The sequence below is a fragment of the Novosphingobium oxfordense genome (genome assembly GCF_044029435.1).
In the GTDB taxonomy this organism is placed as follows: domain Bacteria; phylum Pseudomonadota; class Alphaproteobacteria; order Sphingomonadales; family Sphingomonadaceae; genus Novosphingobium.
Genome location: NZ_CP147005.1, coordinates 1,423,790 through 1,449,035 on the forward strand (window position 1 = coordinate 1,423,790; position 25,246 = coordinate 1,449,035).

A 25,246-nucleotide genomic window follows, 5' to 3' on the forward strand; every position below is an offset into this window, starting at 1 on the left:
CTTCAACCTCTCAACGAAATAACCCGCCTTTCCAGAATGATGCCGACTGCCGGCGGGAATTGCCCCGGCAGAACGGCAGGCACCCGTTTGGCAAGCCGCGAATGTTGGAGTATGGAACATATAGAGAACAACTGAACGATTCGGATCATGACCGTCAAGACCTTCAAACTGGCGGAAAAGGCCACCGAACGCCTCCCTCAGGCCGATGGCGGCGCCTTGCCGGACCTGGATGCGGGCCGGCTGCACGAAATCCACGCGCGTGGAGACGACCGGGCCGCCGCCCTCGCCTTCGCCCTCTGCCGCACCGGCCTCGATCCGAGCGGTGCTGCCGTGCTTGTGCGAATGTCCCGCACATCCCCGCATGCTGTGCCCAATGGGCAGGGCCTGGCCCTGCTGGGCATCCAACCCGCTCGCCTGCTTCTGGTGGAAACCGAAAACGAACTCGATCTCCTGCGCGCAGGCCTCGAAGCCGCACGATGTCCGGGGGTGGAACTGGTCCTGCTGGAAACGCAGGGAGCCTTCGCGAAGTACGACCTTACCGCCAGCCGAAGGCTCGCCCTGGCGGCGGAACAATCGCGCAACCGAGTGATCGTGATGCGGCAGGATGCAGAGCCCCGATCCAGCGCGGCGCAGACGCGTTGGGCTATCTCCAGCGCACCATCCATCCCGCTTGAAGCCGATGCACCAGGATGGCCCGCAATAGAGGCAAAGCTGCTGCGCTGGCGTGGAGGGGCCGCAGGTCGCAGTTGGCGGCTGAAATGGAATACGGATCATGGAACATTCCGGGATGCAGGCAAAGGCAGCGGCGAAAATGCAAGCGAAATCACGGCAGTGCCTGGCGCTGTGGTTCCCCTATTTCGCATGCGAGAGAATGCGGATGGCAGCGGGCCTGACTATCCACGCGCCGCCTGAGCCGCTTGCCCTCGTCTCGCGTACCGGCAATGCCCTGCGCCTCTTCGCCGTGGATGCCTTCGCCGTAAAGGCAGGGCTGGAAACCGGTATGACACTTGCCGACGCGCGGGCGCGTTGCCCCACGCTCGTGACCAAGCCGGCCGATCCGGTGCTCGACGCGCGCGAGCTTGACCGGCTGGTCAGGGCGATGGTCCGCTTCACTCCGATGGTAGCGGCCGATCCACCCGATGGCATCGTGCTGGACGTGACCGGCTGCACACACTTGTTCGGCGGGGAAGAGGAACTCGCCCGACAGGCGATGGCGCTGGCCGGCCATACCGCGCGCCATGCGTCCGGCCCAAATGCCACTGCCGCACGGGCGTTGGCGCGGCATGGGGCCAAAAACGGCAACGTACAGACGCTTCCGGTCTCGGCACTGGAACTGCCCGAGGATGCCGTGGCGGCGCTACGCCGCGCCGGCCTGCAGCGGATCGGCGACCTCTCCCGCCGCCCGATGCAGACGCTGGCGGCGCGCTTCGGGGAGGAGATGGTCACCCGCCTGCGCCAGATCCTGGGCGAAGCAGCCAGCCCGATCGCCCCGCGCCGCATCTCCGCGCCGATCCGGCTGGAAACGCGCTTTCCCGAACCGCTCATTCGCACCGACGACGCGCTGGACGCGGTCGAGGACCTACTCGAACAAGCCGCGCGGGATTTGGAGGCGCGCCAGCTTGGTGGCCGCCGCTTCGCCGTCACCCTCTGCCGAAGCGACAATGCGCGGCGCCGGCTGGTGGTCGATACCGGCCGCCCAGAACGTGATCCAGCCATCGTCCTGCGACTTCTGCATGAGCGGATCGATACTCTGTCAGACCCGCTGGATCCCGGCTTCGGGTTTGATTCGATCGAATTGGCCATCTTGCGCACGGAGTCGCTTGCCGCCCGCCAGATGGCACTGGAGGGTTCGCGCGAGGAAGCAAGCGATGATCTTTCCGCCTTGATCGACCGGCTGAGCACCCGCCTCGGCCCCAACCGCGTTCGCCGCCTGACGCCCTGCGACCGGCACTTGCCTGAAGTCGCGCAAAAGCTGCTGCCTGCAAGAGAGGCAAAGGCCGCCGACTGGCCGGTGGAGCAAGGCCAGCTACCCCGCCCGGTGTTGCTGTTCGATCCGCCACAATCGGTGGACGTTATCGCCGGCGTACCTGACGGCCCACCGCAGCGCTTCCGCTGGAAGGGCAATCTCCACGAAGTCCGCCTGGCAGAAGGGCCGGAGCGGATCGGCGCCGAATGGTGGCGCAAGCGGACGGGCCACCTCGTCGAAGGCAAGCAGCCAACCCGCGACTACTACCGGATCGAGGATGCCGAGGGCCGCCGTTATTGGCTTTTCCGCCACGGCCTGTTCGAAGAGACGTCCAGTCCGAAGTGGTACCTCCACGGCCTGTTCCCATGACCGATCAGCCGCTTTTCATGGAGCCGGTGGCCGCCAGCAACTTCAGCTTCCTGCGCGGCGCCTCCCACGCCGAAGTGATGGTGGCTCGTGCCCATGCACTGGGAATGACCGGCATCGGCATCGCCGATCGCAACACCGTCGCCGGCGTCGCCCGCGCGCAAAGGGCGTGGAAGGATCTAGGCGGCCTATCCAGCGGGTTCCGGCTGATCGTTGGCGCCCGACTGGTCTTTGCCGACGGCACGCCCGATATCGTCGCCTACCCCATGACCCGCTATGGCTGGGGCCGGCTGACGCGTCTGCTCACCCTGGGCAATCTCCGCGCGGAAAAGGGCAATTGCATCCTGAACCTGCCGGACTTGCTGGCCCATGCGCAGGACATGGCGCTGATCGCGATGGATGGCGATGCCGCCTTGCTCGAAACCCTGCGCTCGGCGACGCCCCGGCTCTGGCTTGCTGCCGGCATGCCGCGCGGGGGAAGCGATGCGCGCCGACTGGCCCAGCGCATGGCCCTCTCCGCGAAGACCGGCGTGCCGCTGATCGCCACCAACGACGCGCTCTATGCCTTTCCCGAGGACAGGCCGATGCAGGACGTTCTCACCTGCATCCGCGAAGGCGTGACGATCCAGACCGCCGGCCGCCGCCTTGCCCCCAATGCAGAGCGTCACCTGAAGCCCCCGGCTGAAATGGCGCGACTGTTCCTTGCCTGCCCCGAAGCGCTAAGCGCCACGCAGGACTTGCAGAACTGCATTGCCTTCACGCTGGACGAACTGGTCTACGAATATCCGCACGAGCCGGTGCCCGAAGGCTGGCTGCCGCAGGACTGGCTGGAACACCTCGTGATGGAAGGCGCAAAAGCACGTTTTCCGGAAGGATTGCCAGAAGAGTACCGGGCCGTGCTCGAAGAGGAATTCCGGCTGATCCGCGGCAAGACTTACGCCTGCTACTTCCTCACCGTTCACGACATCGTGCGCTATGCTCGCAGCCTCGATCCGCCAATCCTCTGCCAGGGTCGCGGATCGGCGGCCAATTCGCTGGTCTGCTACCTGCTGAACGTCACTCCCATCGATCCGGTGCGGGAAAAGCTGCTGTTCTCCCGCTTCCTCTCCGAAGAACGCGACGAACCGCCGGACATCGACGTCGATTTCGAGCACGAGCGGCGCGAGGAGGTCATCCAGTATATCTACGACCGATACGGCCGTGATCGGGCGGGTATCGCCGCCACCGTGATCCGCTATCGCCAGCGCAGCGCCATTCGCGAGGTGGGCAAGGCGCTTGGCCTGACGGAGGACGTGACGAGCCGCCTTTCCGGCACGATCTGGGGAAGCTGGGGCGGTGAGGAACTGCCCGAAAGCCGTCTTGCGGAGGCCGGATACGATCCCGGCAATCCCGAACTCGCGCGCCTGCGCGACATGGTGGGCCAATTGCTCGAATTCCCGCGCCATCTCTCGCAGCACGTCGGCGGTTTCGTGCTGAGCGAGGGACCGCTTGAGGAACTCGTGCCGATCCACAATGCCGCGATGGAGAAACGCACATTCATCGAGTGGGACAAGGATGACCTCGAATCCCTTGGCCTGATGAAGGTCGATGTGCTGGCGCTGGGCATGCTGACCGCGATCCGCAAGAGCTTCGACTTGCTGCGCGATCACCACCTGCAAGACCTGACACTGGCCACCGTCCCGCAGGAGGATCAAGACACCTACAAGATGCTCCAGAAGGGCGACAGCATCGGCACCTTCCAGGTGGAGAGCCGCGCCCAGATCGCCATGCTGCCGCGCATGAAGCCAAAGGAGCTATACGATCTGGTCATTCAGGTGGCTATCGTCCGCCCCGGCCCGATCCAGGGCGGCATGGTTCATCCCTATCTGCGACGGCGGTGCGGAGAGGAGAAGCCTGACTTTCCCGGTCCGGAGGGAGAGATGAAGGAGGTTCTGTACAGGACGCTGGGCGTACCGCTGTTTCAGGAACAGGCGATGAAACTGGCCATCGTCGCCGCCGGCTTCACTCCGGCCGAAGCGGACGGGCTGCGCCGCGCCATGGCGACGTTTCGCCATAACGGCACCGTGCATCACTATCAGCCCCGGCTGATCGAAGGCATGGTAAACCGGGGCTACCCGCGCGAATTTGCCGAGCGCTGCTTCGAACAGATCAAGGGCTTCGGCGAATACGGCTTTCCCGAAAGCCACGCGCAGGCGTTCGCCTGGCTGGCCTATGTCTCATCATGGTTGAAGTGCCATTATCCGGCGGTGTTCACCTGCGCCCTGCTCAACAGCCAGCCCATGGGCTTCTATGCCCCTGCCCAACTGGTGCGCGACGCGCAGGAGCACGGTGTCGTGGTGCGGCCGATCGACGTCAACACCAGTGAGTGGGACAACACGCTGGAAGGCGAACGCATCCTGCGTCTGGGCCTGAGGCAGATCGACGGCTTCCGCAAGGAATGGGCGGAAAATCTGAAAGAGAAACGCGCCGAACGCCCCATTGGCTCGATGGAAGACATCGCCCGCCGCGCCGAGCTTCCCTCCCGCGCGCTGCGCTTGCTGGCGGATGCCGACGCGCTGGGGTCGCTGGGGCAGAGCCGGCGCGAGGCAGGCTGGGAAAGCCGGCGCGTCCCGCCCGTGCAATTGCCGCTGTTCGCCGCACTGGACAGCCCTGAACTGGGCAAGGAGCCCGAAGCGCCGCTTCCCGTCATGTCGCCTTCAGAAGAGGTGCTTGCCGACTATCAGACCCACCGACTTTCGCTGAAAGGTCACCCCATGCAGTTCCTGCGCGATCACTTCACGCGCCAGGGCGTGGCCGACTGCGCCACGATCAACGCCGCGCGGGACGCCACGAAAGTGCGGGTGGCCGGTGTCGTGCTGGTGCGCCAGCGGCCGGGCAAAGGCAATGCGATCTTCATCACGATCGAGGACGAGACCGGCGTGGTCAATGCGCTGCTCTGGGCGCGCGAGATGGAGCCGCAGCGCCGCGCGCTGATGGCTGCTCGCCTAATGGTGATCGAAGGCGAAGTGCAGCGCAGCAAGGAGAACGTCGTCCACCTGATCGTGAAGAACATCACCGATGCTAGCGATGCCCTGGGGCTGCTTTCGCAACTGTCGAAACCGTCCATCGAGCATGAGCGCGGCGATGAGATCGATCACCCGAACTACCGCGGCACGAACGCCCCCACGTCACGGGCACGCCATCCCCGCAACGTGCGCATCCTGCCGCGCTCGCGCGATTTTCACTGAACGAAGCCATTGATTTCAAAGGATATGGTGCGCCCGACGGGATTCGAACCCATGGCCCCCAGATTAGGAATCTGGTGCTCTATCCGGCTGAGCTACGGGCGCACTCGAGGGGCGTCCTAGCTTGCGCAATCGGGCTTGGCAATCAGTTCGATAGGGGATTGGTGCCGGATTAATTGGCACTTTCGGGAGGAACCACCGGGAAAGGCAGCGCGGCGACGGCGATGCCTTCCTCAAGCAGTTCCTTCGCCTGCTCCACGCTGGCCTCGCCATGGATCACCTCATGCTCACGCTCGCCATAGTGCATGGCGCGAGCATCGTCGGCAAAGCTCTTGCCGACGTAGCGGCTGTCTTTCAGCGCCTCTACCTGCATTTTCGCCAGCTTCTGGATCAGTTCGACCGCTTGCGGTGGCAGCGGCGCACTGGCGACCGGCGCGGCCGGTGCCGCCACCGGCTGCGGTACGCGGGCGGGAACGACATCGCTCCGCTGGTTGCCCTTGCGCGCCAGCCTGGGGGCCTGAAGCGCCTTGCCGACCTCTACCGATCCGCAATGCGGACAACACAGCAAGCCACGCTCCTGCTGGCGCGTGAAATCGTCCGAGGACTTGAACCATCCTTCGAAACGGTGGCCGGCGGCACGGCATTCGAGATCATAGACAATCATTGCGACACTTCTTGCGCGAAACCCGTCAGTTTTATGGCCTATTTGGCGATCGTGCGCCGATTGGCAAGGCTGGGCAGTTGCGCGCGAACCTCCTGGATCCGCGCGGGATCGAGATCGACGAAGCCCAGCCCCGCCTTATCTCCACCCATGTCGAGAAGCACGTCGCCCCAGGGATCGATTGCCAGACTGTGCCCATAAGTCTCGCGCCCGTCCTCATGCTGGCCGACCTGTGCCGCGCTGAGCACGAAGGCACTCGCTTCCACCGCACGGGCACGCTGCATAAGGTGCCAGTGGGCCTTGCCGGTCGGCACAGTGAAGGCTGCAGGCGTGGCGATCACATCGCACTTTGCGCGGCCCAGCGCCTCGAACAACGCCGGAAAGCGCACGTCGTAGCAGATCGCCAGGCCAAGCAGGCCAAGCGGAGTTTCCACCGTCACCACTTTGTCGCCCGGCGCGTATGCATTGGATTCGCGCCAGGATTCGCCCGTCGCCAGATCGACGTCGAACATGTGCATCTTGTCGTAGCGCGCGCGGATCTCGCCCGTATCGTCGATGACGAACGCACGGTTGGCGTATCGGCCGTCGCCGCCTTCCGGCCGCACCGCCAAAGAGCCGATGTGGACCCACAGCCCCTCACGGGCCGCCGCTTCGCGCACCGCTGCCAGCACGCGATCCTCGCTCTCGCCAACGATGCTGCCTGCTGCCCGATCACGCTTGCGATCGAGCAGGCCGGACATTTCCGGCGTGAACAGCATGGCCGCACCGCCCGCCTGCGCCTCCGCCACGGCGGCGACGATAGCCGCCGCGTTGGCCACCGGATCGATCCCGGTGGTCATCTGGAACAGCGCGGCGCGGCTCACGGCGGGCATCGTCATGCGATCAGAGCCCCAGCACCGGATCGAGTTCGCCAGCGCGATCGAGCGCGCTGATATCGTCGAAACCGCCATACGGCTTGCCGTCCACCAGGACCTGCGGAACGGTGCGGGCGCCGGGCACGCGATCTTCCATTTCGGCGCGCTTCTCGCCGCCCATGGTCACGTCGTATTCCTCATAGGACACGCCTTTGCCGTCCAGCAGCGACTTTGCCATCACGCAATAGGGGCAACCCCACTTCGTGTAGATTTCGACCTTGGGCTGGCTCATCGAACGTTCCTTCAACAAAATCAGGATAATTTCCCGGCGACCACGCCGCACCCTTAGGGGATATCCTTGAAACCGGGCGCGGCTATCATATCTAGGGTTCCGAGTCATGGCCCGCCATGGGGATGGCTCGAAAACGAGGCGCCGGAGATCCGGGCCTCAGTCAACGAAGATTGCTCAGACGAGGATTTTTGTCATGAACCGCATCGATTTTACCCCCTATCGCCGCACCATGGTCGGCTTCGACCGCCTGTTCGACATGATCGAGAACCAGGGCCGCGTGAATGCCGGTGACAAGTACCCCCCCTTCAACATCGAACGTCGTGGCGTAGATGCCTATCGCATCACGCTGGCCGTCGCCGGGTTCAAGCCGGCCGACATCGACATCACCGCGCAAGCCAATCTGCTGGTGGTCAAGGGCCAGAAGCCGGAAGAAACCCCTGAAGGCGAAATGCTGCACGTCGGCATCGCCCAGCGTGGGTTCGAACGCCGCTTCGAACTGGCCGACTACGTCCGCGTCGACGGGGCCGACCTTGCGGACGGCCTTCTGGTGATCGACCTTGTGCGCGAAGTGCCTGAGGCGATGAAGCCCAAGAAGATCGCGATCGGCGGCAATACGCTGACCGTGCTCGACGGCGGCGCCGATGAGACTGCCGCTGCCTGATCGCGGCCACCAGATCGTAGCTGACACATCGAAATGACGGGGGCGGTCCGATATCGGGCCGCCCTTTTTGCATGGACCGCATGCAGCAACGCCTTTTCCGCGCTGGAAACGCCACCATGCAGCCGATAAGCCCGCGACACTTCTTCAAATGCGGGCCTCAACTATCCCATGCTTTCGATCCTCCTGGTCGTCCTGCCGATCTTTGCGCTTACATTCGTCGGCTGGCTGACCCGCCGCGTCGGCATCTTCGGCCCGCAATCGACCACCGAACTCAACCGTTTCGTCGTCTACCTGGCCCTGCCGGCACTGCTGTTCGATATCGTTGCCAAGGCGAACCTTGCCCAGCTCTGGCAGCCGGGCTTCGTCGCCGTCTTCGCGATCGGCACATTCGTGTTCTTCGTGCTGACCGTCGCGGTAAGCTGCCTGCTGGGGCGCGGGATCGGTAACGGGGCGATCCTGGGGCTCAATTCGAGCTATTCCAACACCGCCTTCCTGGGCTTTCCGCTGCTGCTGGCAACCTTGGGTCCGGCATCGCAGACGCTGACCCTGATCGCCACGATCAACACCGTCTGCGTATTGTTCGCCCTCGCCATCGTACTGATCGAGTTCGGCAACCAGAAGGGCGGCAATCCGGCAGTGATCGTGCTGCGCGTGGCGCAGGCACTGTTCCGCAACCCGTTGGTACTGGCGCCGCTGGCCGGCGCAGTCGTCATGGCAAGCGGCCTTGGCATTGCCGCTCCGCTCGACGCCTTCCTCAAGCTGCTGGGCTCGGCCGCCAGCCCTTGTGCATTGGTGTGCCTGGGCATGTTCCTTGCCGAACCACGCGAGAAGGGTGATGGCTCGCTGGTCGAAACAGCCGTGCTCGTGGCACTCAAGCTGTTCGTCTATCCGGCGCTGACCTTGGTGCTGGCGCTCTGGGTCTTCCCCCTGCCCGTGCCGCTGCGCAATGCCGCCGTCCTGCTGGCCGCACTGCCCACCGGAACCGGCCCCTTCATGCTTGCCGAGTTCCACCGCCGCGAAGGGGCGCTGACCGCCAAGGTCATCCTCGCCTCAACCGTGCTTTCGGTCGGCACCGTCACGCTGCTGCTATCGCTGCTCGGCTGATACGAAAAAGGCCGGTTCCACTGGGGAACCGGCCTTTCGCATTTCAAACCGTTCGTCCGATCAGACCAGACGCGCCTGCCGCAGCGCGGCCGCGATGAAGCCCTTGAACAGCGGGTGCGGCTCGAACGGGCGCGACTTGAGTTCAGGGTGGAACTGCACGCCAACGAAGAACGGATGCTCCGGACGTTCGACGATCTCGGGCAGCAGGCCATCGGGCGACATGCCCGAGAAGATCAGGCCATTGCTTTCCAGCGCATCGCGATACTTGGCGTTGACCTCGTAACGGTGGCGGTGACGCTCCGAAATCTCGGTCGAATCGTAGATCGAGGCGACGTGGCTGTTGGGCGAGAGCATCGCGGGATAGGCGCCAAGGCGCATGGTGCCGCCCAGATCGCCGCCTTCGGCGCGGGTCTGGAGGCCATCCTCGGTCATCCACTCGGTGATGATGCCGACAACCGGCTCCTCGGTCGGGCCGAATTCGGTCGAACTGGCCTTCTCGATGCCGGACGCACGCGCGCCCTCGATACAGGCCATCTGCATGCCGAGGCAGATGCCGAAGAACGGCACCTCACGCTCACGCGCGAAGCGGACCGAGGCGATCTTGCCTTCCGAGCCGCGCTCGCCGAAGCCGCCGGGCACCAAAATGCCGTGCATCGGTTCAAGGGCAGCGGCGATTTCCGAATCTTCCTTCTCGAAGATCTCGGCATCGATCCACTGGACGTTGACCTTCACGCGGTTGGCCATGCCGCCATGGACCAGCGCCTCGTTCAGCGACTTGTAGGCATCGGGCAGGCCGACGTACTTGCCGACGACGCCGATGGTCACTTCGCCTTCGGGGTGTTCGAAACGGTTGGTAATGTCGTTCCACCGCGTCAGTTCCGGCGCGGGCGAGGACATGCCGAAGTGGTGCAGCACTTCCGCGTCCAGGCCTTCCATGTGGTACTGAAGCGGAACGGCATAGATATTCGGCGCGTCGAGCGCGGGGATCACTGCCTGGGGGCGCACGTTACAGAACAGCGCGATCTTACGGCGCTCGCTCTCCGGCAGTTCGCGGTCGCAGCGGCACAGCAGGATGTCGGGCTGGATGCCAAGGCCGGTCAGTTCGCGCACGGAGTGCTGCGTGGGCTTGGTCTTCAGCTCGCCCGCCGCTGCGATGTAGGGCACCAACGTAACGTGGACGAAGCAGGTCTGCTCACGGCCCAGTTCGTTGCGCATCTGGCGCAGCGCCTCGACGAAGGGCAAGCCTTCGATATCGCCGACGGTGCCGCCCACTTCGCAGAGTACGAAATCGAGGTCATCGGTATCGGCCAGCGCGAAATCCTTGATCGCGTCGGTCACATGCGGGATCACCTGCACGGTCGCACCCAGGTAGTCGCCGCGGCGTTCCTTGGCGATGATGTCGCGATAGATGCGGCCGGACGTGATGTTGTCGCCCTGGTGGGCCGAAACGCCGGTGAAGCGTTCGTAGTGGCCAAGGTCGAGGTCGGTTTCGGCGCCATCGTCGGTAACGAAGACTTCGCCGTGCTGATACGGACTCATCGTGCCCGGATCGACGTTCAGATAGGGATCGAACTTGCGGATGCGGACGCGGTAACCGCGTGCCTGCAGGAGAGCCGCGAGGCTCGCCGCCATGAGACCTTTGCCGAGCGAGGAGACCACGCCGCCGGTGATAAAAATATGCCGCGCCATGGGAGTCGGCCCTTAAATTGCATGGGGGCACGAGGGCAAGAGCCCTGTGCCTCAATCCACAAAACAAAACAGATCAAATGCCGCCTGACAACGCCAGACGGCATTCGCGTTACAGTGATACGCCGGAAGTTACCGGGTCACGTCAGTGACCGGCAGCACCCGAAAGCGGATCGTTGGCCGGAGCCTGCTGACCTGCCGCCGGGCTGGCAGCCGGGCTTGCAGGAGCGCCACCGGCCGGAGCCGCGGCCGGATTGGCCGCGCCGGCGAGCGGATCGGACTGCGCGGGCGCGGCAGGCGCCGGCGCAGCGGGAATCGCGTCACGCTGAAGCGAAGTGTCGACATCGTCGCCGGTCTTGCCGACGGCCAGTGCCGCAAGGACGATCGAGAGAATCACGAAGACCGCAGCAAGGCCGCCGGTCGCACGGGTCAGGAAATTCGCCGCACCACGCGCCGAGAGCATACCCGAGGGGCTGCCGCCAACGCCAAGGCCGCCGCCTTCCGACTTCTGGACCAGAATCACGAGCACCAGCAGGAGGGCGACGATCGCCTGGACCACGGTCAGGAAAGTGAACAGCATCGTGTAAGTCTCGATCTTTCGAAGGGGACGGTTGTCCGTCCGCGATTCAAGCCGCGCAGATAGGCGCTGGAGCGCCCCGGCGCAAGCCGTCAGCGGAGCCGGGCGACATCAAGGTCCGCCCGCCCCGGCAAAACCCGGCAAAATTCAGAGTCAGTCGGCGTCCAGCAGGGCCGCCGCGCCGATGATGGCCGTGAAGCTTTCGGCGCTCAGGCTGGCACCGCCGACCAGCGCCCCGCCCACATCGGGCACGGAGAGCAGTTCGGCCGCGTTCTCCGCCTTTACAGAGCCGCCGTAGAGAATGCGCACGTCCGCGCCGCCCTCGCCATAAAGCGCAACGAGCTTCGCGCGGATCGCCGCGTGCATTTCCGCCACATCCTCGATCGAGGGCACGCGGCCGGTGCCGATAGCCCAGACAGGCTCATAGGCGATCGAAAGCTTTTCCGGCGCCCCGTCCACACGCGGGCACGAACCTTCAAGCTGCGCGGCGACGACGGCGACGGCATCGCCCGCATCACGCTGCGCTTCGGTTTCACCGACGCAGAGAATCACCGCAAGGCCCGCGCCCAGCGCAGCCTGTGCCTTGGCGTTCACATCCGCATCGCTCTCGCCGTGGAGCGTGCGACGCTCCGAGTGGCCGAGAATGGTGAAGTCCGCACCGGCATCTTTCAGCATCGGCGCGGAAATATCGCCGGTGAATGCGCCGCTCTCTTCAGCGCGGCAATCCTGCCCGCCAACGCCGATCAGTTCCACGGCATCGCGCATGCGAAAGATCAGCGTGGCCGGCGGCGCCAGGGCAACCTGCACCTTGGGAAAGCGTGCGGCAGCCCGATCGATCGCGCGCGCCTCTGTAAGCATCGCGCGCGTGCCGTGCATTTTCCAGTTACCGACGATGTAAGGCAGTGCAGCCATTTTCAACTAAAACCCTGATTCATTTGTCTGCATCCGGCTGCCCATCTACCGCTTCGTCTACCACGAGAGCGGGAATCGGCCGAACGCTTGCGAGGCGCTGCTAGGCAGGCGGGCCCGAATTGTCAAAATCGGCGTCCGCCGGTTAAGGCAAAACCGCCTGCACGGGGCGCAACACCTTAAACCTCACAGCGCCGACACCCGATCACCGGTCGCATCACTGCGCCCTTGGCGCTCTGCCGCCACGTCAGCCATTGCAGGATCGCATCGCGCCCCCTAAAGCCTGCGCCCGCATCGGTTATCCCTTTGCGCTTGTCCGTACATTCGTTTCACGCTGATCGGCCCGGTCCATGCTCTCATTCTTCCGTAACTTCCTGAAGTCCAAGATCGGTGCCGGCATTGCGCTGGCAGTGCTCGTGCTCATAACGCTTGCCTTCGCGGGCGGCGATATCAACGGCCTGCGCAACACGGCGGGTCTCGGCAGCGCCACGGCGGTCGCAACCGTCGGCGGCAGGAATGTCGAAGCGACCGAACTGACCACCGCCGCCAATTCGCAGCTTGAACAGATCAAGCAGCAGAACCCGACGGCGACGATGAAGATGCTGGTCGCCGAAGGCGGGCTTGACCGCATTCTCGACGAACTGATCGCGCGCACCGCGATCGGCGTGTTCGGCAAGGACGTTGGCGTTGTGGCCAGCAAGCGCCTGGTCGACAGCGAAATCGCCCGCATTCCCGCGTTCCAGGGCATGGACGGCAAGTTCAGCCAGGACACGTTCCGCCAGATGCTGGCGCAGAAGGGCATTTCCGAACAGGCACTGCGCGATGACTTCTCGCAGGGCCTGATCGCCCAGCAGGTGATGGTGCCCGCCCAGTTCGGCGCCACTCTGCCGCTCTCGCTCGCCAAGCGCTACGCCACGCTGCTTCAGGAAAACCGCAAGGGCCAGGTCGTGACCCTGCCCTCGATCGCCTTCGCGCCCACGCAGGCGCCTTCGCAGGCCGATCTTGAGGGCTTCTACAAGAGCCACACCAGCATGTTCGTACGCCCGGAGCGCCGCGTGATCCGCTACGCGATGTTCGGCCAGGATACGCTGAAGAACGTTGCCGCGCCGACCGATGCCGATATCGCCAAGCGTTATGCCGCCGACAAGCCGGCACTCTACGCCGCGCGCGACGACCGCAAGATCACCCAGCTGATCGTGCCCACCGAAGCGGCCGCAAAGGCGGTGGCCGCCGAAGTCGCAGGCGGAAAGTCGCTCGAACTGGCCGCCACCGAGAAGGGCCTGTCGGCCGCCAAGCTCGAATCGTTCACGCACGATCAGCTTGCAACGCAGTTCTCCCCGGCGATCGCCGATGCCGTTTTCGCCGCCCCCATCGGCAAGCTTGCCGTACCGCAGAAGAGCGCGCTGGGCTGGCACGTGATCCGCGTGGATTCGGAACAGAAGACGCCGGAACGCCCGCTTGAAGCGGTTCGCGCAGAAATCGTCACCAAGCTGACCGAAGAGAAGCATCGCGCGGCCTTCACCGATCTGCTCTCGCGCATCGACGAGCAGTTCTCGAACGGCGCAAGCCTTGTCGAAGTTGCCAAGGCGATCGGCGCCACGGTCGGCACGACGCAGCCCGTCACCGCCACCGGCGCCGTCTACGCGAAGCCCGGCGAAACCCTGCCCGCGGAGCTGCAGCCGATCCTGTCGACCGCCTTCTCCATGGACCAGGAAAAGCCGCAGCTCGGCCAGCTCACCCCGGGCACCAGCGCCGCCGCCACTGCCGGCTACGTCATCTACGACGTGACCGATATCACCCCGTCCGCTCCGGCGCCGTTCAAGGAAATCGTCGCTGACGTGACCGAGGCGTGGAAGCTGGACAAGGGTTCGACGGACGCCAAGGCCGCCGCCCTCAAGGTCATGGCAGCGGTTCGCGGCGGCAAGTCGCTGAACGAAGCGGTCGCTGCCCTGGGCAAGACGCTGCCGCCGGCGCAGGATGTGGCAATGACCCGCGCGATGCTGACCGAAGCCATGCGCCAGGGCCGCCAGGTTCCGCCCCCGGTCTCGCTGATGTTCCACATGGCCAAGGGCACCGTGAAGGTGCAGTCGGCCGGTGCCGGACGTGGCTGGTTCGTGGTTGCACTCAACGACGTCCAGACCCCGGCCGAAGAGAACGATGTTGTGGTGAAGGGCACTCAGCGCGAACTCTCCAGCCAGCTTGGCTCGGCCTATACGGATGCGCTTGCCAACGCGATCCGCAAGCAGGTCGGCGCCCAGAAGCACGACGCGGCGATCAAGAAGGTGCGCGAACAGCTCGCCGGTACCGCCGCCGCCAACTGATACTCCCAGAAAAAGAAGGACACCCATCGGCATGAAGCGCGAATCGGATCGCGAAGAGGCATTGTCACGGCTGCGCGAGGGTAAGCCCGCGCTGCTCTGGCGCAGCCTCGTCGCCGATACCGAAACGCCGGTGGGCGCCGCGCTCAAGCTCTTCACCGAAGGGCGCGGCGACTTCCTGCTCGAATCGGTGGAAGGCGGCGCCGTGCGCGGTCGCTACAGCCTGCTGGGCCTCGATCCGGACCTCGTTTTCCGGGCCGAGGGCCATGCCTGCGCGATCAACCGCAAGTGGCAGCATGACCGCGAGGCGTTCGAGCCCCTGCCTGGCGATGCGCTCGCTGAACTGCGCGGCCTGGTCGAATCGTGCCGGTTCGACGTTCCGGCCGAACTCCCTAAGGCACTGGCGTGCCTGGTCGGCTACTTCGGCTACGAGACGATCGGCCTTGTCGAAAAGCTGCCCCGCGCGCCGCAAAGCCCGCTCGAATTGCCGGACATGCTGTTCGTCCGCCCCTCGGTAATCCTCGTTTTCGACCGGCTGAGTGACGAACTGTTCTGCGTTGCTCCGCTCTGGCCTGAAAACGGCGTGCCCGAAAGCCTCGTGGAAACAGCTGCCGAGCGGATCGACGAAGCTCTGCGCAAGCTGACTGCCCCGGTTCCCGCCTCACCCGCCATCGCGGACTTGCCAGAGCCGGTGCGAACGCCCGTGATGACCGCCGAAGACTACAAGGCGATGGTCACCCGCGCGAAAGACTACATCGAGGCGGGCGACATCTTCCAGATCGTGCTGGCCCAGCGTTTCACCTGCGAATTCCCGCTGCCACCGGTCGCGCTCTACCGCTCGCTGCGCCGCGTGAACCCCTCGCCGTTCCTCTATTTCCTCGACCTGCCCGGCTTCGCGATAATCGGATCGAGCCCGGAAATCCTCGTGCGTGTACGCGAAGGTGAAGTGACGATCCGCCCGATTGCCGGCACCCGCCCGCGCGGCAACACGGTAGCCGAAGACAAGGCCAACGAAGTCAGCCTGCTGGCCGATCCCAAGGAACGCGCCGAGCACCTGATGCTGCTCGACCTTGGCCGCAACGACGTGGGCCGCGTCTCCGCCGCCGGCACCGTGGAAGTGACCGACAGCTACACGATCGAGCGCTACAGCCATGTGATGCATATCGTCTCGAACGTGATCGGCCGACTCGACACCGAGAAGCACGATGCCATCGACGCTGTCTTCGCGGGTTTCCCGGCCGGCACCGTCTCCGGCGCCCCCAAGGTCCGCGCCTGCGAGATCATCGCCAGCCTCGAACCCGAAACGCGCGGCGCCTATGCCGGCGGCGTCGGCTACTTCGCGCCTGACGGCTCGGTCGATTCGTGCATCGTTCTTCGCACCGGTGTGCTGAAGGATGGCGTGCTGCACGTACAGGCCGGCGCCGGCATCGTTGCCGATAGCGATCCGGACTATGAGCAGCGCGAATGCGAAGCCAAGTCCGGCGCCCTGTTCGCCGCCGCACGCGAAGCGATCCGCGTCGCCGGAGAACCGGGTTTCGGCCAGTGACGGGTTCCGGACAGTGAAGCGCGCCGCTCTGGCGGCTGCGTTTTCACTCGTCGCCTGTTCATCGGGCGCCCAGCAGCAGCAAAGGCAGGCGGAAGCCCCGCCTCCGCCGCCCTGCGAAGGCGCTTCGTTCGAAGGCGCGAGTTTCACGCACTGCACCGCCACGCCCGGTCGCCACACGATCCACCTCGTGCTAGGGCCGCAGAACGGCGCGCCCTATCGCAGCCTGTCGCAACTGGCCGTAAGTCGCCCCTCGGGCAGCCCGGCGGTCGCCTTCGCGATGAACGGCGGCATGTTCGATGCGGATGGCAAACCCATCGGTTATGCCGTGATCGAGGGCCAGCGCATCCATGCGATCAACACCAATAAGGGCTGGGGTAATTTCCACCTCCTGCCCAACGGCGTGTTCTTCGGCGATGCTGCCGGCCACTGGCAGATCCGCACGAGCGAGGACTTCGCCGGCCACATCAACAACCGACCGGACTTCGGCACCCAGTCGGGCCCGATGCTGGTGATCGACGGCACGTTGCACCCGAAGATCGATGCGGACGGCCAGTCGCTCAAGCTGCGCAATGCCGTGGGCGTAGACCGGCAAGGCCGCGCGCACTTCGTCATCTCGGACGAGCCGGTCTCGTTCGGCAAGCTGGCGCGGCTGTTCCGAGACAAGCTGGATTGCCCCAACGCGCTGTTCCTCGACGGCAGCGTGTCCTCACTGTGGGACCCCGAACATGGGCGCGTGGACGGCGGACCGCCGCTCGGCCCCTTGATCGTCGTCGAGAAAAGCGCAAAGGGCTCTAACGGAAAGGACAGGCCATGATCCTCGTCATCGACAACTATGACAGCTTCACCTGGAACCTGGTCCATTACGTGATGGAACTGGGCGCCGAAGTCGAAGTGGTGCGCAACGATGCGCTTTCGGCCGGTCAGGCCATTTCCAGCGGCGCGCAGGGGTTCCTGATCTCGCCCGGCCCCTGCACCCCCAACGAAGCCGGCATCAGCCTGGACCTCGTGGGCGCGGCGGCGGACGCCGGAAAACCGCTGCTGGGCGTGTGCCTGGGGCACCAGTCGATCGGCCAGTACTTCGGCGGCAAGGTCGTGCGCGGCGGGCTGATGCACGGCAAGACGTCACCCGTCACCCATGACGGCACCGGCGTCTTCGCCGGATTGCCCTCCCCCTTCACCGCCACGCGCTACCACTCGCTGATCGTCGAGGATATTCCCGAGACGCTGGTGGTGAACGCCCGTTCCGACGACAACCACGTCATGGGCTTTCGCCACGCCTCCCTGCCGATCCACGGCGTGCAGTTCCACCCGGAAAGCATCGCCACCGAACACGGCCACGCGATGCTGGCGAACTTCCTGCGCAGTTGCGGAATGGATCCAAAACTCCCCGCCCGTCTCGACACCGGTTTGGCAACGGCATGACGACCATGATTCTGCCCGACCCTCTCCACCCCATCGAGGAAGCCGAAGCCGAAGAGGCTTTCGGCGCCATCCTCGATGGGCGCGTAGGTGACGACGCCGTCGTCCGCTTCCTCCTAGCCCTCACCGAACGCGGCGAGACGGCAAGCGAGATCGCCGGCGCCGCCCGCGCCATGCGTAGTCGCATGATCCCGATCGAAGCGCCTGCAAACGCCATCGACGTCTGCGGCACCGGCGGCGATGGGCACCACACGCTCAATGTCTCGACAGCGGTTTCGCTGGTCGTTGCCGCCTGCGGCGTGCCGGTGGCCAAGCACGGCAACCGCGCCGCCAGTTCCAAGGCCGGCGCGGCAGATACGCTGGAGGCGCTGGGGCTCAATCTCGACCGTGCAGCCGAAACCGCGGAAGAGACGCTGGGCGACCTCGGCATCTGCTTCCTCTTCGCTGCGCGCCATCACCCTTCGATGGGCCGCATCATGCCGATCCGCAAGGCGATCGGCCGCCGCACCATCTTCAACCTGATGGGCCCGCTGGCAAATCCGGCTAACGTGCGCCGCCAACTCGTCGGCATTGCTCGCCCCGCTTATGTGCCGATCTATGCCGAAGCCCTCATGAGCCTTGGCAGCGAGCACTCCTTCGTCATCTCCGGCGATGAAGGGCTCGACGAACTGAGCCTAGCCGGCGGCAACGAAGTGGCCGAGATCAAGAACGGCGAACTCTCCATGCGCCGTGTTTCACCCGAAGACGTCGGCCTGGCGATCGCACCGGTCGGTGCCATCCGGGGCGGCGACGCTGCGCATAATGCAGACGCGCTCCGCCGCCTGCTGATGGGTGAACATGGCCCCTATCGCGATGCCGTGCTGCTCAACGCCGCCGGCGCGCTGATCGTCGCGGGCGAGGTGGATACCTGGCGCGAAGGTGTCGAAGAAGCCGCCGAAGCCATCGACAAGGGCCTCGCCAACGCCCTGCTCAACTGCTGGATTTCCGCGCTCAAGGCCTGAGCCGCGCGAGAGGGTTACAATGTCCGACAAGCTTACAGAGATCTGCGACACCAAGCGCGAGGAAGTTGCCGAGCGCAAGGCCGTGGCCACGATGGCCGACCTCGACGCGCACGCTGCGCACCAGACCGCCCCACGCGGTTTTGAGGCCGCCCTGCGCGCCAAAGCCGAGAACGGTTTCGCGCTGATCGCAGAAATCAAGAAAGCATCGCCGTCCAAAGGACTGATTCGGCCTGATTTCCGTCCCGCCGAGCATGCCGTTGCCTACGAGCGCGGTGGTGCAGCCTGCCTCTCGATCCTGACCGATGCACCGTACTTTCAGGGACATGAGGACTTCCTGATGGATGCCCGCGCGGCCTGCACGCTGCCGGTGATCCGCAAGGACTTCATGGTCGATCCCTGGCAGGTCGCCGAAGCTCGGGCGATCGGCGCCGATGCGATCCTGATCATCGTCGCCGCGCTCGATGACGTCTTAATGGCCGAGATTGAGGCCGCCGCCCACGAACGCGGGATGGATTGCCTCGTCGAAGTTCACAACGAGTCTGAAATGGAGCGCGCAAGCCGGCTGAAATCGCGGTTGATCGGCGTGAACAACCGCGATCTCAAGCGCTTCGTAACGGATATTGCCACGACCGAACGCCTGGCACCGCTCGCGCCCGAAGGCACGCTGCTGGTCAGCGAGAGCGGCATCAACACGCACACCGACCTCGAAAGACTCGCAGGTTGCGGTGCTCGAACCTTCCTCGTCGGCGAAAGCCTGATGCGTGAAGCTGACGTCGAAGCGGCAACGCGCGCGCTGCTGACCGGTCGTTAACCGTCAGGTCAGCGGCAACATCAATTCGGTAAGCGCCTCTGCCGCGGAAAACTGCGGATAGAGGCGTACCCGCTCACAGAAGAGCGGAAAGTCGCGCAAGGTTTCGCCGCTCGCCGGCAACCAATCGCGATAGAGCCGCAAGGCCGGCTCTTCGAGGTCCATGGCTGGCCCCTTCTCCGGCAGGAGCACACAACGCCCTCCTGGGATTTCCGCGAGATATACACCTGCAGCCTCATCGCCATTGAACCATCCCGGAACCGACGCGCAAAGCATCACTCGATACTCGCGATCCGCGCGAGGATCGGTCGGGAATACATTGAAAGTACGAGATTTTTTCGGTGTAAATCCGACTTCGCGTCGCCATTCGATAAAGCGGCGGATCGTATCGCCAATGCCGCCGGGATCGCCGCGATGCTCCATCACCGCCACGCGGACGGGCTCGAAGTCGCGAATTTCGATGTCTGCAGTGTCGGCATCGGTCATGGTTCTGCTCCTTGCTTCCTGAAGTGCTTCGCTCATCGCCTGCCATGACGCGCGAAAGGCCGAGGGTGCCTGCCCAAGTCGAGCCCGAAAAGCCCGCGTGAATGCCTCCGGCGTTTCGTATCCGGCATCCATTGCCGCATCGATCACCCGCGTGCCCGGCCGGAAAGCCAGTTGCATACCCGCGCGGTGCAGCCGCGAAAGCTGCACGAAACGTTGGAGCGGCAAACCGGTGAGCGCACGAAACTGGCGATGAAAGTGAAACGGCGAAAATCCGGCCCAATCTGAGATCGTTTCGAGATCATGCTCGGCATCCGGCTCGGCTTCGATCCGCGTGATCACACGCGCCATCCTGTCCAAGTAGCGCTTTCGGAAAAGCTCAGATGATTTCGAGGTTTGCGTCATAGAACCCGTCTTGCCACGACCATCGCTGACAGACCTGACCGATCTTGCGAATATCATCGCGGCCTTACTGTCCTATCCCTGCGAAATCTGCCATCGAATGGCCATGATCGGCTTCGTATCTCCTCATGAAAGCGCACGAATCCGCCAATCCGGCCCGGACGCGAATTTTGCTTCAGGACCGTGTAAACTGTGTCAACCGTGTCACCTTGCAGCCCGAACGACAGGCAAAAAATGACCAAGAGCCTTACGCATATCGATTCGGACGGAACCGCGCGCATGGTCGATATCGGCGCCAAGGCCGAGAGCCGTCGGCTTGCTGTCGCGTCAGGTCGGATCTCCATGTCGGCGGAAGCGCTGGAGGCCATCCGCGCCGGAAATGCCCCGAAGGGCGATGTCCTTGGAACTGCACGCATCGCCGGCATCATGGCCGCCAAGAAGACGGCCGACCTCATCCCCATGTGCCATCCATTGATGCTCGATGCCGTCAACGTCGATTTCACGTTCGAAAACGACGCCATCCGTGCGACGGCAACGGCGTCTCTCTCGGGCAAAACTGGCGTGGAAATGGAGGCAATAACAGCAATTTCCATTGCACTCCTGACAATCTACGACATGGCGAAGGCTCTTGACAAAGGCATGGTGATCGGCGGCATCCGCCTCATCGAGAAGCGCGGCGGAAAGTCCGGCCACTGGGTTGCGGAAGGAATTGCGGAATGACGCGGCCGCCCATGCTGACACTCGAAGAAGCCCAGGCGCGCCTGCTGGCGCTGGTCGCCCCCCTCCCCATCGAACGCGTGGACATGGAAGGCGCGATCGGCCGCTACCTGGCAGAGCCGCTGCTGGCGCGCCGCACCCAGCCCGCTGCCGATGTGTCTGCAATGGATGGCTATGCCGTCACGGCCGGTGATCTGGCCGGACCCTGGCAGGTCGTCGGCGAAAGTGCAGCAGGGCATCCTTACGGCGATGTCGTGACGCCGGGCCAGGCGGTGCGAATCTCGACCGGAGCCCTGATCCCTGCTGGCGCCGAAGCGGTCATTCTGCAGGAAGACCTTGTTCGCGATGGTCGTCGCATCACATTGGCCGGCGATGCCCCCTCACCCGCCGACAAGCATGTGCGATGTCGCGGCATGGATTTTCCCGAAGGCAAAGAAGTCTTGCCCGCCGGTACCCGCATCGGCCCCATGCAAGCCGCCTTGGGCATGGCTGCCGGCCATAAGCACCTCCCTGTACGCCGCATACCCCAACTCGTGGCGATCGACAGTGGTGACGAACTCGCGTCCGATCCCGAACAGTGCGAACCCCATCAAATCCCCGCCAGCAACGGCGCAATGCTTGCGGCTCTCGCGCGGAGTATGCCGGTGCGGGTCGACCATATCGGCCCCGTGGAAGATCGCTTGGACGCACTGATCCAGGCTTTCGAGAGCGCGGCGGAGGCCGATGTGATTGTCACCAGCGGCGGCGCCTCGGTCGGTGATCATGACCTGATTCGCCCGGCACTCGAAGCATGGGGCGCCGAAATCGATTTTTGGCGGGTGGCGATCAAGCCCGGCAAACCCATCCTTGTCGCGACCAGGACGCATGGGTCACACCGGCAACTGATTATCGGGCTGCCCGGAAATCCAGTGTCCAGCCTCGTCACAGCCTACCACTTCCTGCTTCCCGTTTTGCGCGCGATGTTGGGCGCGGCAAAGCCGAAGGCAATGCCGATCCTGACCCGGCTAGGGAGCCCTCTTCCCGAGAGCGGTGACCGGCGCGAATTCCTGCGAGGCCTGTGGGACGGTGAAAACGTGACCGCGCAAGTCCTGCAAGACAGCGGCGCGCTGGCCTCGCTAGCGGCAAGCAATGTGCTGATAGACCGCCCACCCCATGCGCCGCCTGCAGCGATTGGCGATCCGGTCTGGGTCTACTTGCTCCAGAATGGCGGTATTGCTTGACGTTACCACATTCGTTGCTTAATTGTTCCCTCATTGTTCGCGAACGGACCTGCAAGTGTTCTTCGCGAAGGGAACATGGCCGCGGTTTGCGGCGAAGCAGGTGAGGCAGGCCAGATGTTGACGCGCAAGCAGCACGAATTGCTCCGGTTCATCCAGGTGCGGCTCGAAGAGAGTGGCGTCTCGCCCAGCTTCGAGGAAATGAAGGAAGCGCTCGACCTCAAGTCCAAGTCCGGCGTCCATCGCCTGATCTCGGCTCTCGAAGAGCGCGGCTTCATCCGGCGCCTGCCCAATCGTGCCCGCGCCCTGGAAGTGCTTCGGGCACCCGACGATCTCAGCAGCAAGTCCGCAACCACTGCAGCACCGCGCGAGACGCCCCCGTCACTGCGACCGGCGCCGCGTGCGTTGGAAGCTGCCAACGATGTGATCGAGATCCCGCTGCATGGACGGATCGCCGCCGGCGTACCGATCGAGGCGATCGAAGGTCAGTCGATGCTTCCCGTTCCCGCCGCCCTACTTGGGTCAGGCGATCATTACGCGCTCGAAGTATCGGGCGACTCGATGATAGAGGCGGGCATTCTCGATGGCGATCTTGCCCTCGTGAAGCGCACGGACACCGCCCGTGACGGCGAAATCGTCGTCGCGCTGATCCGGGGTGAAGAGGCCACCCTGAAATATCTGCGCCGAGAAGGGCCGCAGGTACGCCTTGACCCGGCGAACGCAGCTTACGAACCGCAGATTTACGGCGCGAGCGAGGTGCAGGTTCAAGGGAAGCTGGCTGGCATTCTGCGCCGTTACCATTGATTTTGAATTGCCTGCCTCCACGCCCCGGCGAGGAGGCAGGTCCCGATTGGCAGGCGATTCCGGCCAGCCTTCCTCATTGATGCCACCAGCCATGTTCACCCTGTTGCTCTGCAACAGTACGGAACGTCCGCCCGTCAAGATCGATGGTGATCCCGCCGGTTCGCTTGAGCATTGGCCGGTCGATGCGAAGCCAGCGTGGCTGACAGCCTTGTGGCAGGCGGCGATCGGCAATGACTATATCAGAGCGTCGGCAGGCTTGGGACAGTTGAGCCACTGGAACGTAAGCGGTGCTGCGAGCGACGAGAACATGCCAGGTTCGCCCCCCGCGCAGAAGCCTGACCGCGCAAAAATCCTGATTGCAGCGAACTTCAGGCTGATCAGTCAATAGCAAGGGAGCGTTACGCTGGCCCGCTATTTCCATGAAGTTGTCCATGGCATAGCCGCTTTTGCTTTCGCGCAGGGTTGCAAGTCGCGCCTCACTGCCGACAGCCATTCCAATGTAGTGCCCGTCACCGGCCACGAGAATATCTGGCGGTGTCAGAAACGCCAATCCCACAGCCCCGGCCAAGGCAGGCAACAAGCCGAACCATCGCACTCGCCCGGACCATAGCGCCAGCCACAATCCACCCACTACAAAAAGCAGAAAATGCGCACCTCCCATGACGGGCATAAATCGCACGGCACCGGGAAGCGCGGCCACGGCGTGCGCGATGTCCAGAAGAATGGCTATGGCGTGGTCGGCAAGCCACCAAAGCGGCGCGCCCAGCCCTGCAACGTCTAGCAACAGAGCAAAGGCAACCAGCGGCATGACGATAAATGTCGTCAACGGAATCGCCACAAGATTTGCCAGGGCACCGTACACTCCGGCACGGTGGAAATGGTAGAGGCCGATCGGCACAAGCACGAGATCGATCGCGATGCCGGTTACGAGCATGATCGCAAGAGCCCGCAGGATTCGCGCGATCATCCCCTCGTCGCGAGGCGCCATCCAGCGCTTCACCGGTCCAGCATTCGCCACCGTTATCAGCGTCAGCACGGCCGCGAAGCTCATCTGAAAGCTGGGGCCGATAATGGATTCGGGCCAAAGCACCATGACCACGAAAGCACCCGTCGCCAGCAAACGAACCGACAAGGCCTCCCGCCCCAAAGCGAGAGCTATGAGCACCAGCAGCGCCCCGGCGCAGGATCGCACCGTCGGCACTTGCGATCCCGTCAGCAAGGTATAGCCGATCCCGGCGAGTGCCCCCAATGCAGCCGCAACGATCGGCAGACGGCACCGCAGAGCCAACGCTGGCGACAGCGCCAACAGACGCAAGGCGAGGAAATATACAGCACCGATCACTGCGCTGACGTGAAGGCCGCTGATGGAGAGCAAGTGGGCCAATCCCGCATCGCGCATCGCCTGCGCGTCGTTTTGCTCGATCGCCCCCATATCCCCTGTCGCGAAAGCGATCGCGATACCGGCCACGCTGCCCGATAATTTTGAGCGAATATGTTCGGACAGTTCTGCACGCCACGCCCCCAGAACATCACCGCCGTTTCCAGTTTCGAGAACCTCTACCGGCTCCAGCACGCTTCCCGAGGCCGATATCCCCGCAAACCACGCCGCCCGGGCGAAATCGTATCCTCCGGGAAGCAGCGGTGGCGCTGGCGGCGCAAGCCTGCCTCGGAAGCGTATCAAGGCGCCCCCGGTCAGCGGGGGCGTCGTTTCCGGGCGTACCCCAGCCATTCCGACTCGATCCGGCAGGTTGACGCGCACTTTGATTGCACGCGCCGTTCCTGGCTCGCGCATAGATAGCAGCAACCGTTTTTGCGCCAGCGCCGGCTGCTCTTCGACGGACAGCACCCTTGCCGCAAAAATGCCCGATATTGGCCGAGAAATGGGCGCAGATCCGACCATTGCCGAGCGCCCCCACGCAAAAAGACAACCAAGCGCCAAAACCAGCGCCATGGAGATGAGGGCCGTCCGCAGGTATGGAAAGTGCGTTCGACCGTGCCGCCAGACGCTGGCACCGATTGCGATCGCCGCACTTGTTGCGCAAAATGCAATCCACCATCGAGGCCCGGGCATGGTAAACCAGCCCGCAATTCCGGTGCCGAATCCCACTGCGAGCCAGGGTGCGCGCTCGAAAGTGCAGTTCGAAAGAAAACACTCGACACCAGCCAAACTGCTCGACATGTGGCTCTGGCTGATCCATGGGCGATGCTGCAATGCAGCGCTCCCGGCAGGA

General features: G+C 64.2%; 22 protein-coding genes and 1 tRNA gene. 14 read left to right on the forward strand and 9 right to left on the reverse strand.

Features of this window, described 5'->3' with window-relative positions; all coding sequences use genetic code 11:
* The first annotated feature begins 147 nt into the window (after positions 1–147).
* From WBP07_RS06555 to WBP07_RS06565, 3 genes are read left to right on the forward strand one after another with little or no spacing between them, the layout of a single operon-like run.
* Positions 148–912, forward strand: coding sequence for an ImuA family protein (locus WBP07_RS06555; protein WP_395395003.1), 765 nt, complete (start codon positions 148–150; stop codon positions 910–912).
* Positions 878–2,335, forward strand: coding sequence for a Y-family DNA polymerase (locus WBP07_RS06560; protein WP_395395004.1), 1,458 nt, complete (start codon positions 878–880; stop codon positions 2,333–2,335). The genes WBP07_RS06555 and WBP07_RS06560 overlap by 35 nt, the downstream gene beginning before the upstream one ends.
* On the forward strand, positions 2,332–5,559 hold the full coding sequence (locus tag WBP07_RS06565) for an error-prone DNA polymerase (RefSeq protein ID WP_395395006.1): 3,228 nt from the start codon (positions 2,332–2,334) through the stop codon (positions 5,557–5,559). Before WBP07_RS06560 ends, WBP07_RS06565 begins: the two co-directional genes overlap by 4 nt.
* Before the next feature lie 25 nt (positions 5,560–5,584).
* Here the strand turns inward: WBP07_RS06565 and WBP07_RS06570 are convergent.
* The 4 genes from WBP07_RS06570 to grxC form a co-directional block, all read right to left on the reverse strand.
* Positions 5,585–5,661: transfer RNA gene (locus WBP07_RS06570), tRNA-Arg, on the reverse strand.
* 67 nt (positions 5,662–5,728) lie between these two features.
* Positions 5,729–6,220 (reverse strand): DUF1178 family protein, encoded by a 492-nt coding sequence (locus WBP07_RS06575; protein ID WP_395395007.1) that lies wholly within the window; start codon positions 6,218–6,220, stop codon positions 5,729–5,731.
* A 38-nt stretch (positions 6,221–6,258) separates the two neighbouring features.
* Entirely contained in the window at positions 6,259–7,080 is an 822-nt protein-coding gene (locus WBP07_RS06580; protein ID WP_395395739.1) for a carbon-nitrogen hydrolase family protein, read from the reverse strand.
* 19 nt (positions 7,081–7,099) lie between these two features.
* A complete protein-coding gene (grxC, locus tag WBP07_RS06585; protein ID WP_395395008.1) occupies positions 7,100–7,363 on the reverse strand; it encodes a glutaredoxin 3 in 264 nt (87 codons plus the stop codon).
* Between the two features lie 193 nt (positions 7,364–7,556).
* Between grxC and WBP07_RS06590 the strand changes: the two genes are divergently transcribed.
* Positions 7,557–8,024, forward strand: coding sequence for an Hsp20 family protein (locus WBP07_RS06590; RefSeq protein WP_395395010.1), 468 nt, complete (start codon positions 7,557–7,559; stop codon positions 8,022–8,024).
* Positions 8,025–8,192: 168 nt separating this feature from the next.
* On the forward strand, positions 8,193–9,128 hold the full coding sequence (locus tag WBP07_RS06595; RefSeq protein ID WP_395395011.1) for an AEC family transporter: 936 nt from the start codon (positions 8,193–8,195) through the stop codon (positions 9,126–9,128).
* 60 nt (positions 9,129–9,188) lie between these two features.
* Here the strand turns inward: WBP07_RS06595 and WBP07_RS06600 are convergent, their stop codons facing one another.
* The 3 genes from WBP07_RS06600 to tpiA form a co-directional block, all read right to left on the reverse strand.
* Positions 9,189–10,817: a CTP synthase gene (locus WBP07_RS06600; RefSeq protein WP_395395012.1), complete on the reverse strand. Its 1,629-nt coding sequence runs from the start codon at positions 10,815–10,817 to the stop codon at positions 9,189–9,191.
* 142 nt (positions 10,818–10,959) lie between these two features.
* On the reverse strand, positions 10,960–11,391 hold the full coding sequence (secG, locus tag WBP07_RS06605; protein WP_395395740.1) for a preprotein translocase subunit SecG: 432 nt from the start codon (positions 11,389–11,391) through the stop codon (positions 10,960–10,962).
* A gap of 153 nt (positions 11,392–11,544) precedes the next feature.
* Positions 11,545–12,303, reverse strand: a complete 759-nt coding sequence (tpiA, locus tag WBP07_RS06610; protein ID WP_395395014.1) for a triose-phosphate isomerase — start codon at positions 12,301–12,303, stop codon at positions 11,545–11,547.
* 347 nt (positions 12,304–12,650) lie between these two features.
* On the opposite strand from tpiA, the gene WBP07_RS06615 reads away from it, so the two are divergent.
* From WBP07_RS06615 to trpC, 6 genes are read left to right on the forward strand one after another with little or no spacing between them, the layout of a single operon-like run.
* Positions 12,651–14,621: a SurA N-terminal domain-containing protein gene (locus tag WBP07_RS06615; RefSeq protein ID WP_395395015.1), complete on the forward strand. Its 1,971-nt coding sequence runs from the start codon at positions 12,651–12,653 to the stop codon at positions 14,619–14,621.
* Positions 14,622–14,652: 31 nt separating this feature from the next.
* Entirely contained in the window at positions 14,653–16,164 is a 1,512-nt protein-coding gene (locus WBP07_RS06620) for an anthranilate synthase component I family protein (RefSeq protein WP_395395017.1), read from the forward strand.
* Between the two features lie 13 nt (positions 16,165–16,177).
* The gene (locus tag WBP07_RS06625; RefSeq protein WP_395395018.1) at positions 16,178–16,978 is read left to right on the forward strand and encodes a phosphodiester glycosidase family protein; all 801 of its coding nucleotides are present in this window, start codon (positions 16,178–16,180) and stop codon (positions 16,976–16,978) included.
* On the forward strand, positions 16,975–17,586 hold the full coding sequence (locus WBP07_RS06630) for an anthranilate synthase component II (protein ID WP_395395019.1): 612 nt from the start codon (positions 16,975–16,977) through the stop codon (positions 17,584–17,586). Before WBP07_RS06625 ends, WBP07_RS06630 begins: the two co-directional genes overlap by 4 nt.
* Before the next feature lie 5 nt (positions 17,587–17,591).
* Positions 17,592–18,584, forward strand: a complete 993-nt coding sequence (gene trpD, locus WBP07_RS06635) for an anthranilate phosphoribosyltransferase (protein ID WP_395395741.1) — start codon at positions 17,592–17,594, stop codon at positions 18,582–18,584.
* A gap of 19 nt (positions 18,585–18,603) precedes the next feature.
* Complete coding sequence (gene trpC / locus WBP07_RS06640; RefSeq protein ID WP_395395020.1) at positions 18,604–19,395, forward strand: indole-3-glycerol phosphate synthase TrpC; 792 nt, start codon at positions 18,604–18,606, stop codon at positions 19,393–19,395.
* A 3-nt stretch (positions 19,396–19,398) separates the two neighbouring features.
* On the opposite strand, the gene WBP07_RS06645 is transcribed toward trpC, so the two are convergent.
* Complete coding sequence (locus tag WBP07_RS06645; protein ID WP_395395021.1) at positions 19,399–20,226, reverse strand: GyrI-like domain-containing protein; 828 nt, start codon at positions 20,224–20,226, stop codon at positions 19,399–19,401.
* 285 nt (positions 20,227–20,511) lie between these two features.
* Between WBP07_RS06645 and moaC the strand changes: the two genes are divergently transcribed.
* The 3 genes from moaC to lexA all read left to right on the forward strand — a co-directional run bounded on the left by moaC (position 20,512) and on the right by lexA (position 23,015).
* Entirely contained in the window at positions 20,512–20,997 is a 486-nt protein-coding gene (moaC, locus tag WBP07_RS06650) for a cyclic pyranopterin monophosphate synthase MoaC (protein WP_395395022.1), read from the forward strand.
* The gene (locus WBP07_RS06655) at positions 20,994–22,214 is read left to right on the forward strand and encodes a molybdopterin molybdotransferase MoeA (RefSeq protein ID WP_395395023.1); all 1,221 of its coding nucleotides are present in this window, start codon (positions 20,994–20,996) and stop codon (positions 22,212–22,214) included. Before moaC ends, WBP07_RS06655 begins: the two co-directional genes overlap by 4 nt.
* Positions 22,215–22,328: 114 nt before the next feature.
* Positions 22,329–23,015, forward strand: a complete 687-nt coding sequence (lexA, locus tag WBP07_RS06660; RefSeq protein ID WP_395395024.1) for a transcriptional repressor LexA — start codon at positions 22,329–22,331, stop codon at positions 23,013–23,015.
* Between the two features lie 73 nt (positions 23,016–23,088).
* Here lexA and WBP07_RS06665 read toward each other — a convergent pair whose 3' ends face one another.
* The gene (locus WBP07_RS06665) at positions 23,089–25,227 is read right to left on the reverse strand and encodes a ComEC/Rec2 family competence protein (protein ID WP_395395026.1); all 2,139 of its coding nucleotides are present in this window, start codon (positions 25,225–25,227) and stop codon (positions 23,089–23,091) included.
* Between the last annotated feature and the right edge of the window lie 19 nt (positions 25,228–25,246).

Excerpts from the sequence above, each read along its gene's own strand:
- WBP07_RS06600 (WP_395395012.1), bottom strand. The coding sequence starts at position 10,817 with ATGGCGCGGCATATTTTTATCACCGGCGGCGTGGTCTCCTCGCTCGGC.
- WBP07_RS06615 (WP_395395015.1), top strand. The coding sequence starts at position 12,651 with ATGCTCTCATTCTTCCGTAACTTCCTGAAGTCCAAGATCGGTGCCGGC.
- WBP07_RS06560 (WP_395395004.1), top strand. The coding sequence starts at position 878 with ATGGCAGCGGGCCTGACTATCCACGCGCCGCCTGAGCCGCTTGCCCTC.
- WBP07_RS06555 (WP_395395003.1), top strand. The coding sequence starts at position 148 with ATGACCGTCAAGACCTTCAAACTGGCGGAAAAGGCCACCGAACGCCTC.
- WBP07_RS06645 (WP_395395021.1), bottom strand. The coding sequence starts at position 20,226 with ATGGCGCGTGTGATCACGCGGATCGAAGCCGAGCCGGATGCCGAGCAT.
- WBP07_RS06620 (WP_395395017.1), top strand. The coding sequence starts at position 14,653 with ATGAAGCGCGAATCGGATCGCGAAGAGGCATTGTCACGGCTGCGCGAG.
- tpiA (WP_395395014.1), bottom strand. The coding sequence starts at position 12,303 with ATGGCTGCACTGCCTTACATCGTCGGTAACTGGAAAATGCACGGCACG.
- lexA (WP_395395024.1), top strand. The coding sequence starts at position 22,329 with ATGTTGACGCGCAAGCAGCACGAATTGCTCCGGTTCATCCAGGTGCGG.
- moaC (WP_395395022.1), top strand. The coding sequence starts at position 20,512 with ATGACCAAGAGCCTTACGCATATCGATTCGGACGGAACCGCGCGCATG.
- WBP07_RS06630 (WP_395395019.1), top strand. The coding sequence starts at position 16,975 with ATGATCCTCGTCATCGACAACTATGACAGCTTCACCTGGAACCTGGTC.
- WBP07_RS06575 (WP_395395007.1), bottom strand. The coding sequence starts at position 6,220 with ATGATTGTCTATGATCTCGAATGCCGTGCCGCCGGCCACCGTTTCGAA.
- WBP07_RS06590 (WP_395395010.1), top strand. The coding sequence starts at position 7,557 with ATGAACCGCATCGATTTTACCCCCTATCGCCGCACCATGGTCGGCTTC.
- trpD (WP_395395741.1), top strand. The coding sequence starts at position 17,592 with ATGATTCTGCCCGACCCTCTCCACCCCATCGAGGAAGCCGAAGCCGAA.
- trpC (WP_395395020.1), top strand. The coding sequence starts at position 18,604 with ATGTCCGACAAGCTTACAGAGATCTGCGACACCAAGCGCGAGGAAGTT.
- WBP07_RS06595 (WP_395395011.1), top strand. The coding sequence starts at position 8,193 with ATGCTTTCGATCCTCCTGGTCGTCCTGCCGATCTTTGCGCTTACATTC.
- grxC (WP_395395008.1), bottom strand. The coding sequence starts at position 7,363 with ATGAGCCAGCCCAAGGTCGAAATCTACACGAAGTGGGGTTGCCCCTAT.
- WBP07_RS06565 (WP_395395006.1), top strand. The coding sequence starts at position 2,332 with ATGACCGATCAGCCGCTTTTCATGGAGCCGGTGGCCGCCAGCAACTTC.
- WBP07_RS06655 (WP_395395023.1), top strand. The coding sequence starts at position 20,994 with ATGACGCGGCCGCCCATGCTGACACTCGAAGAAGCCCAGGCGCGCCTG.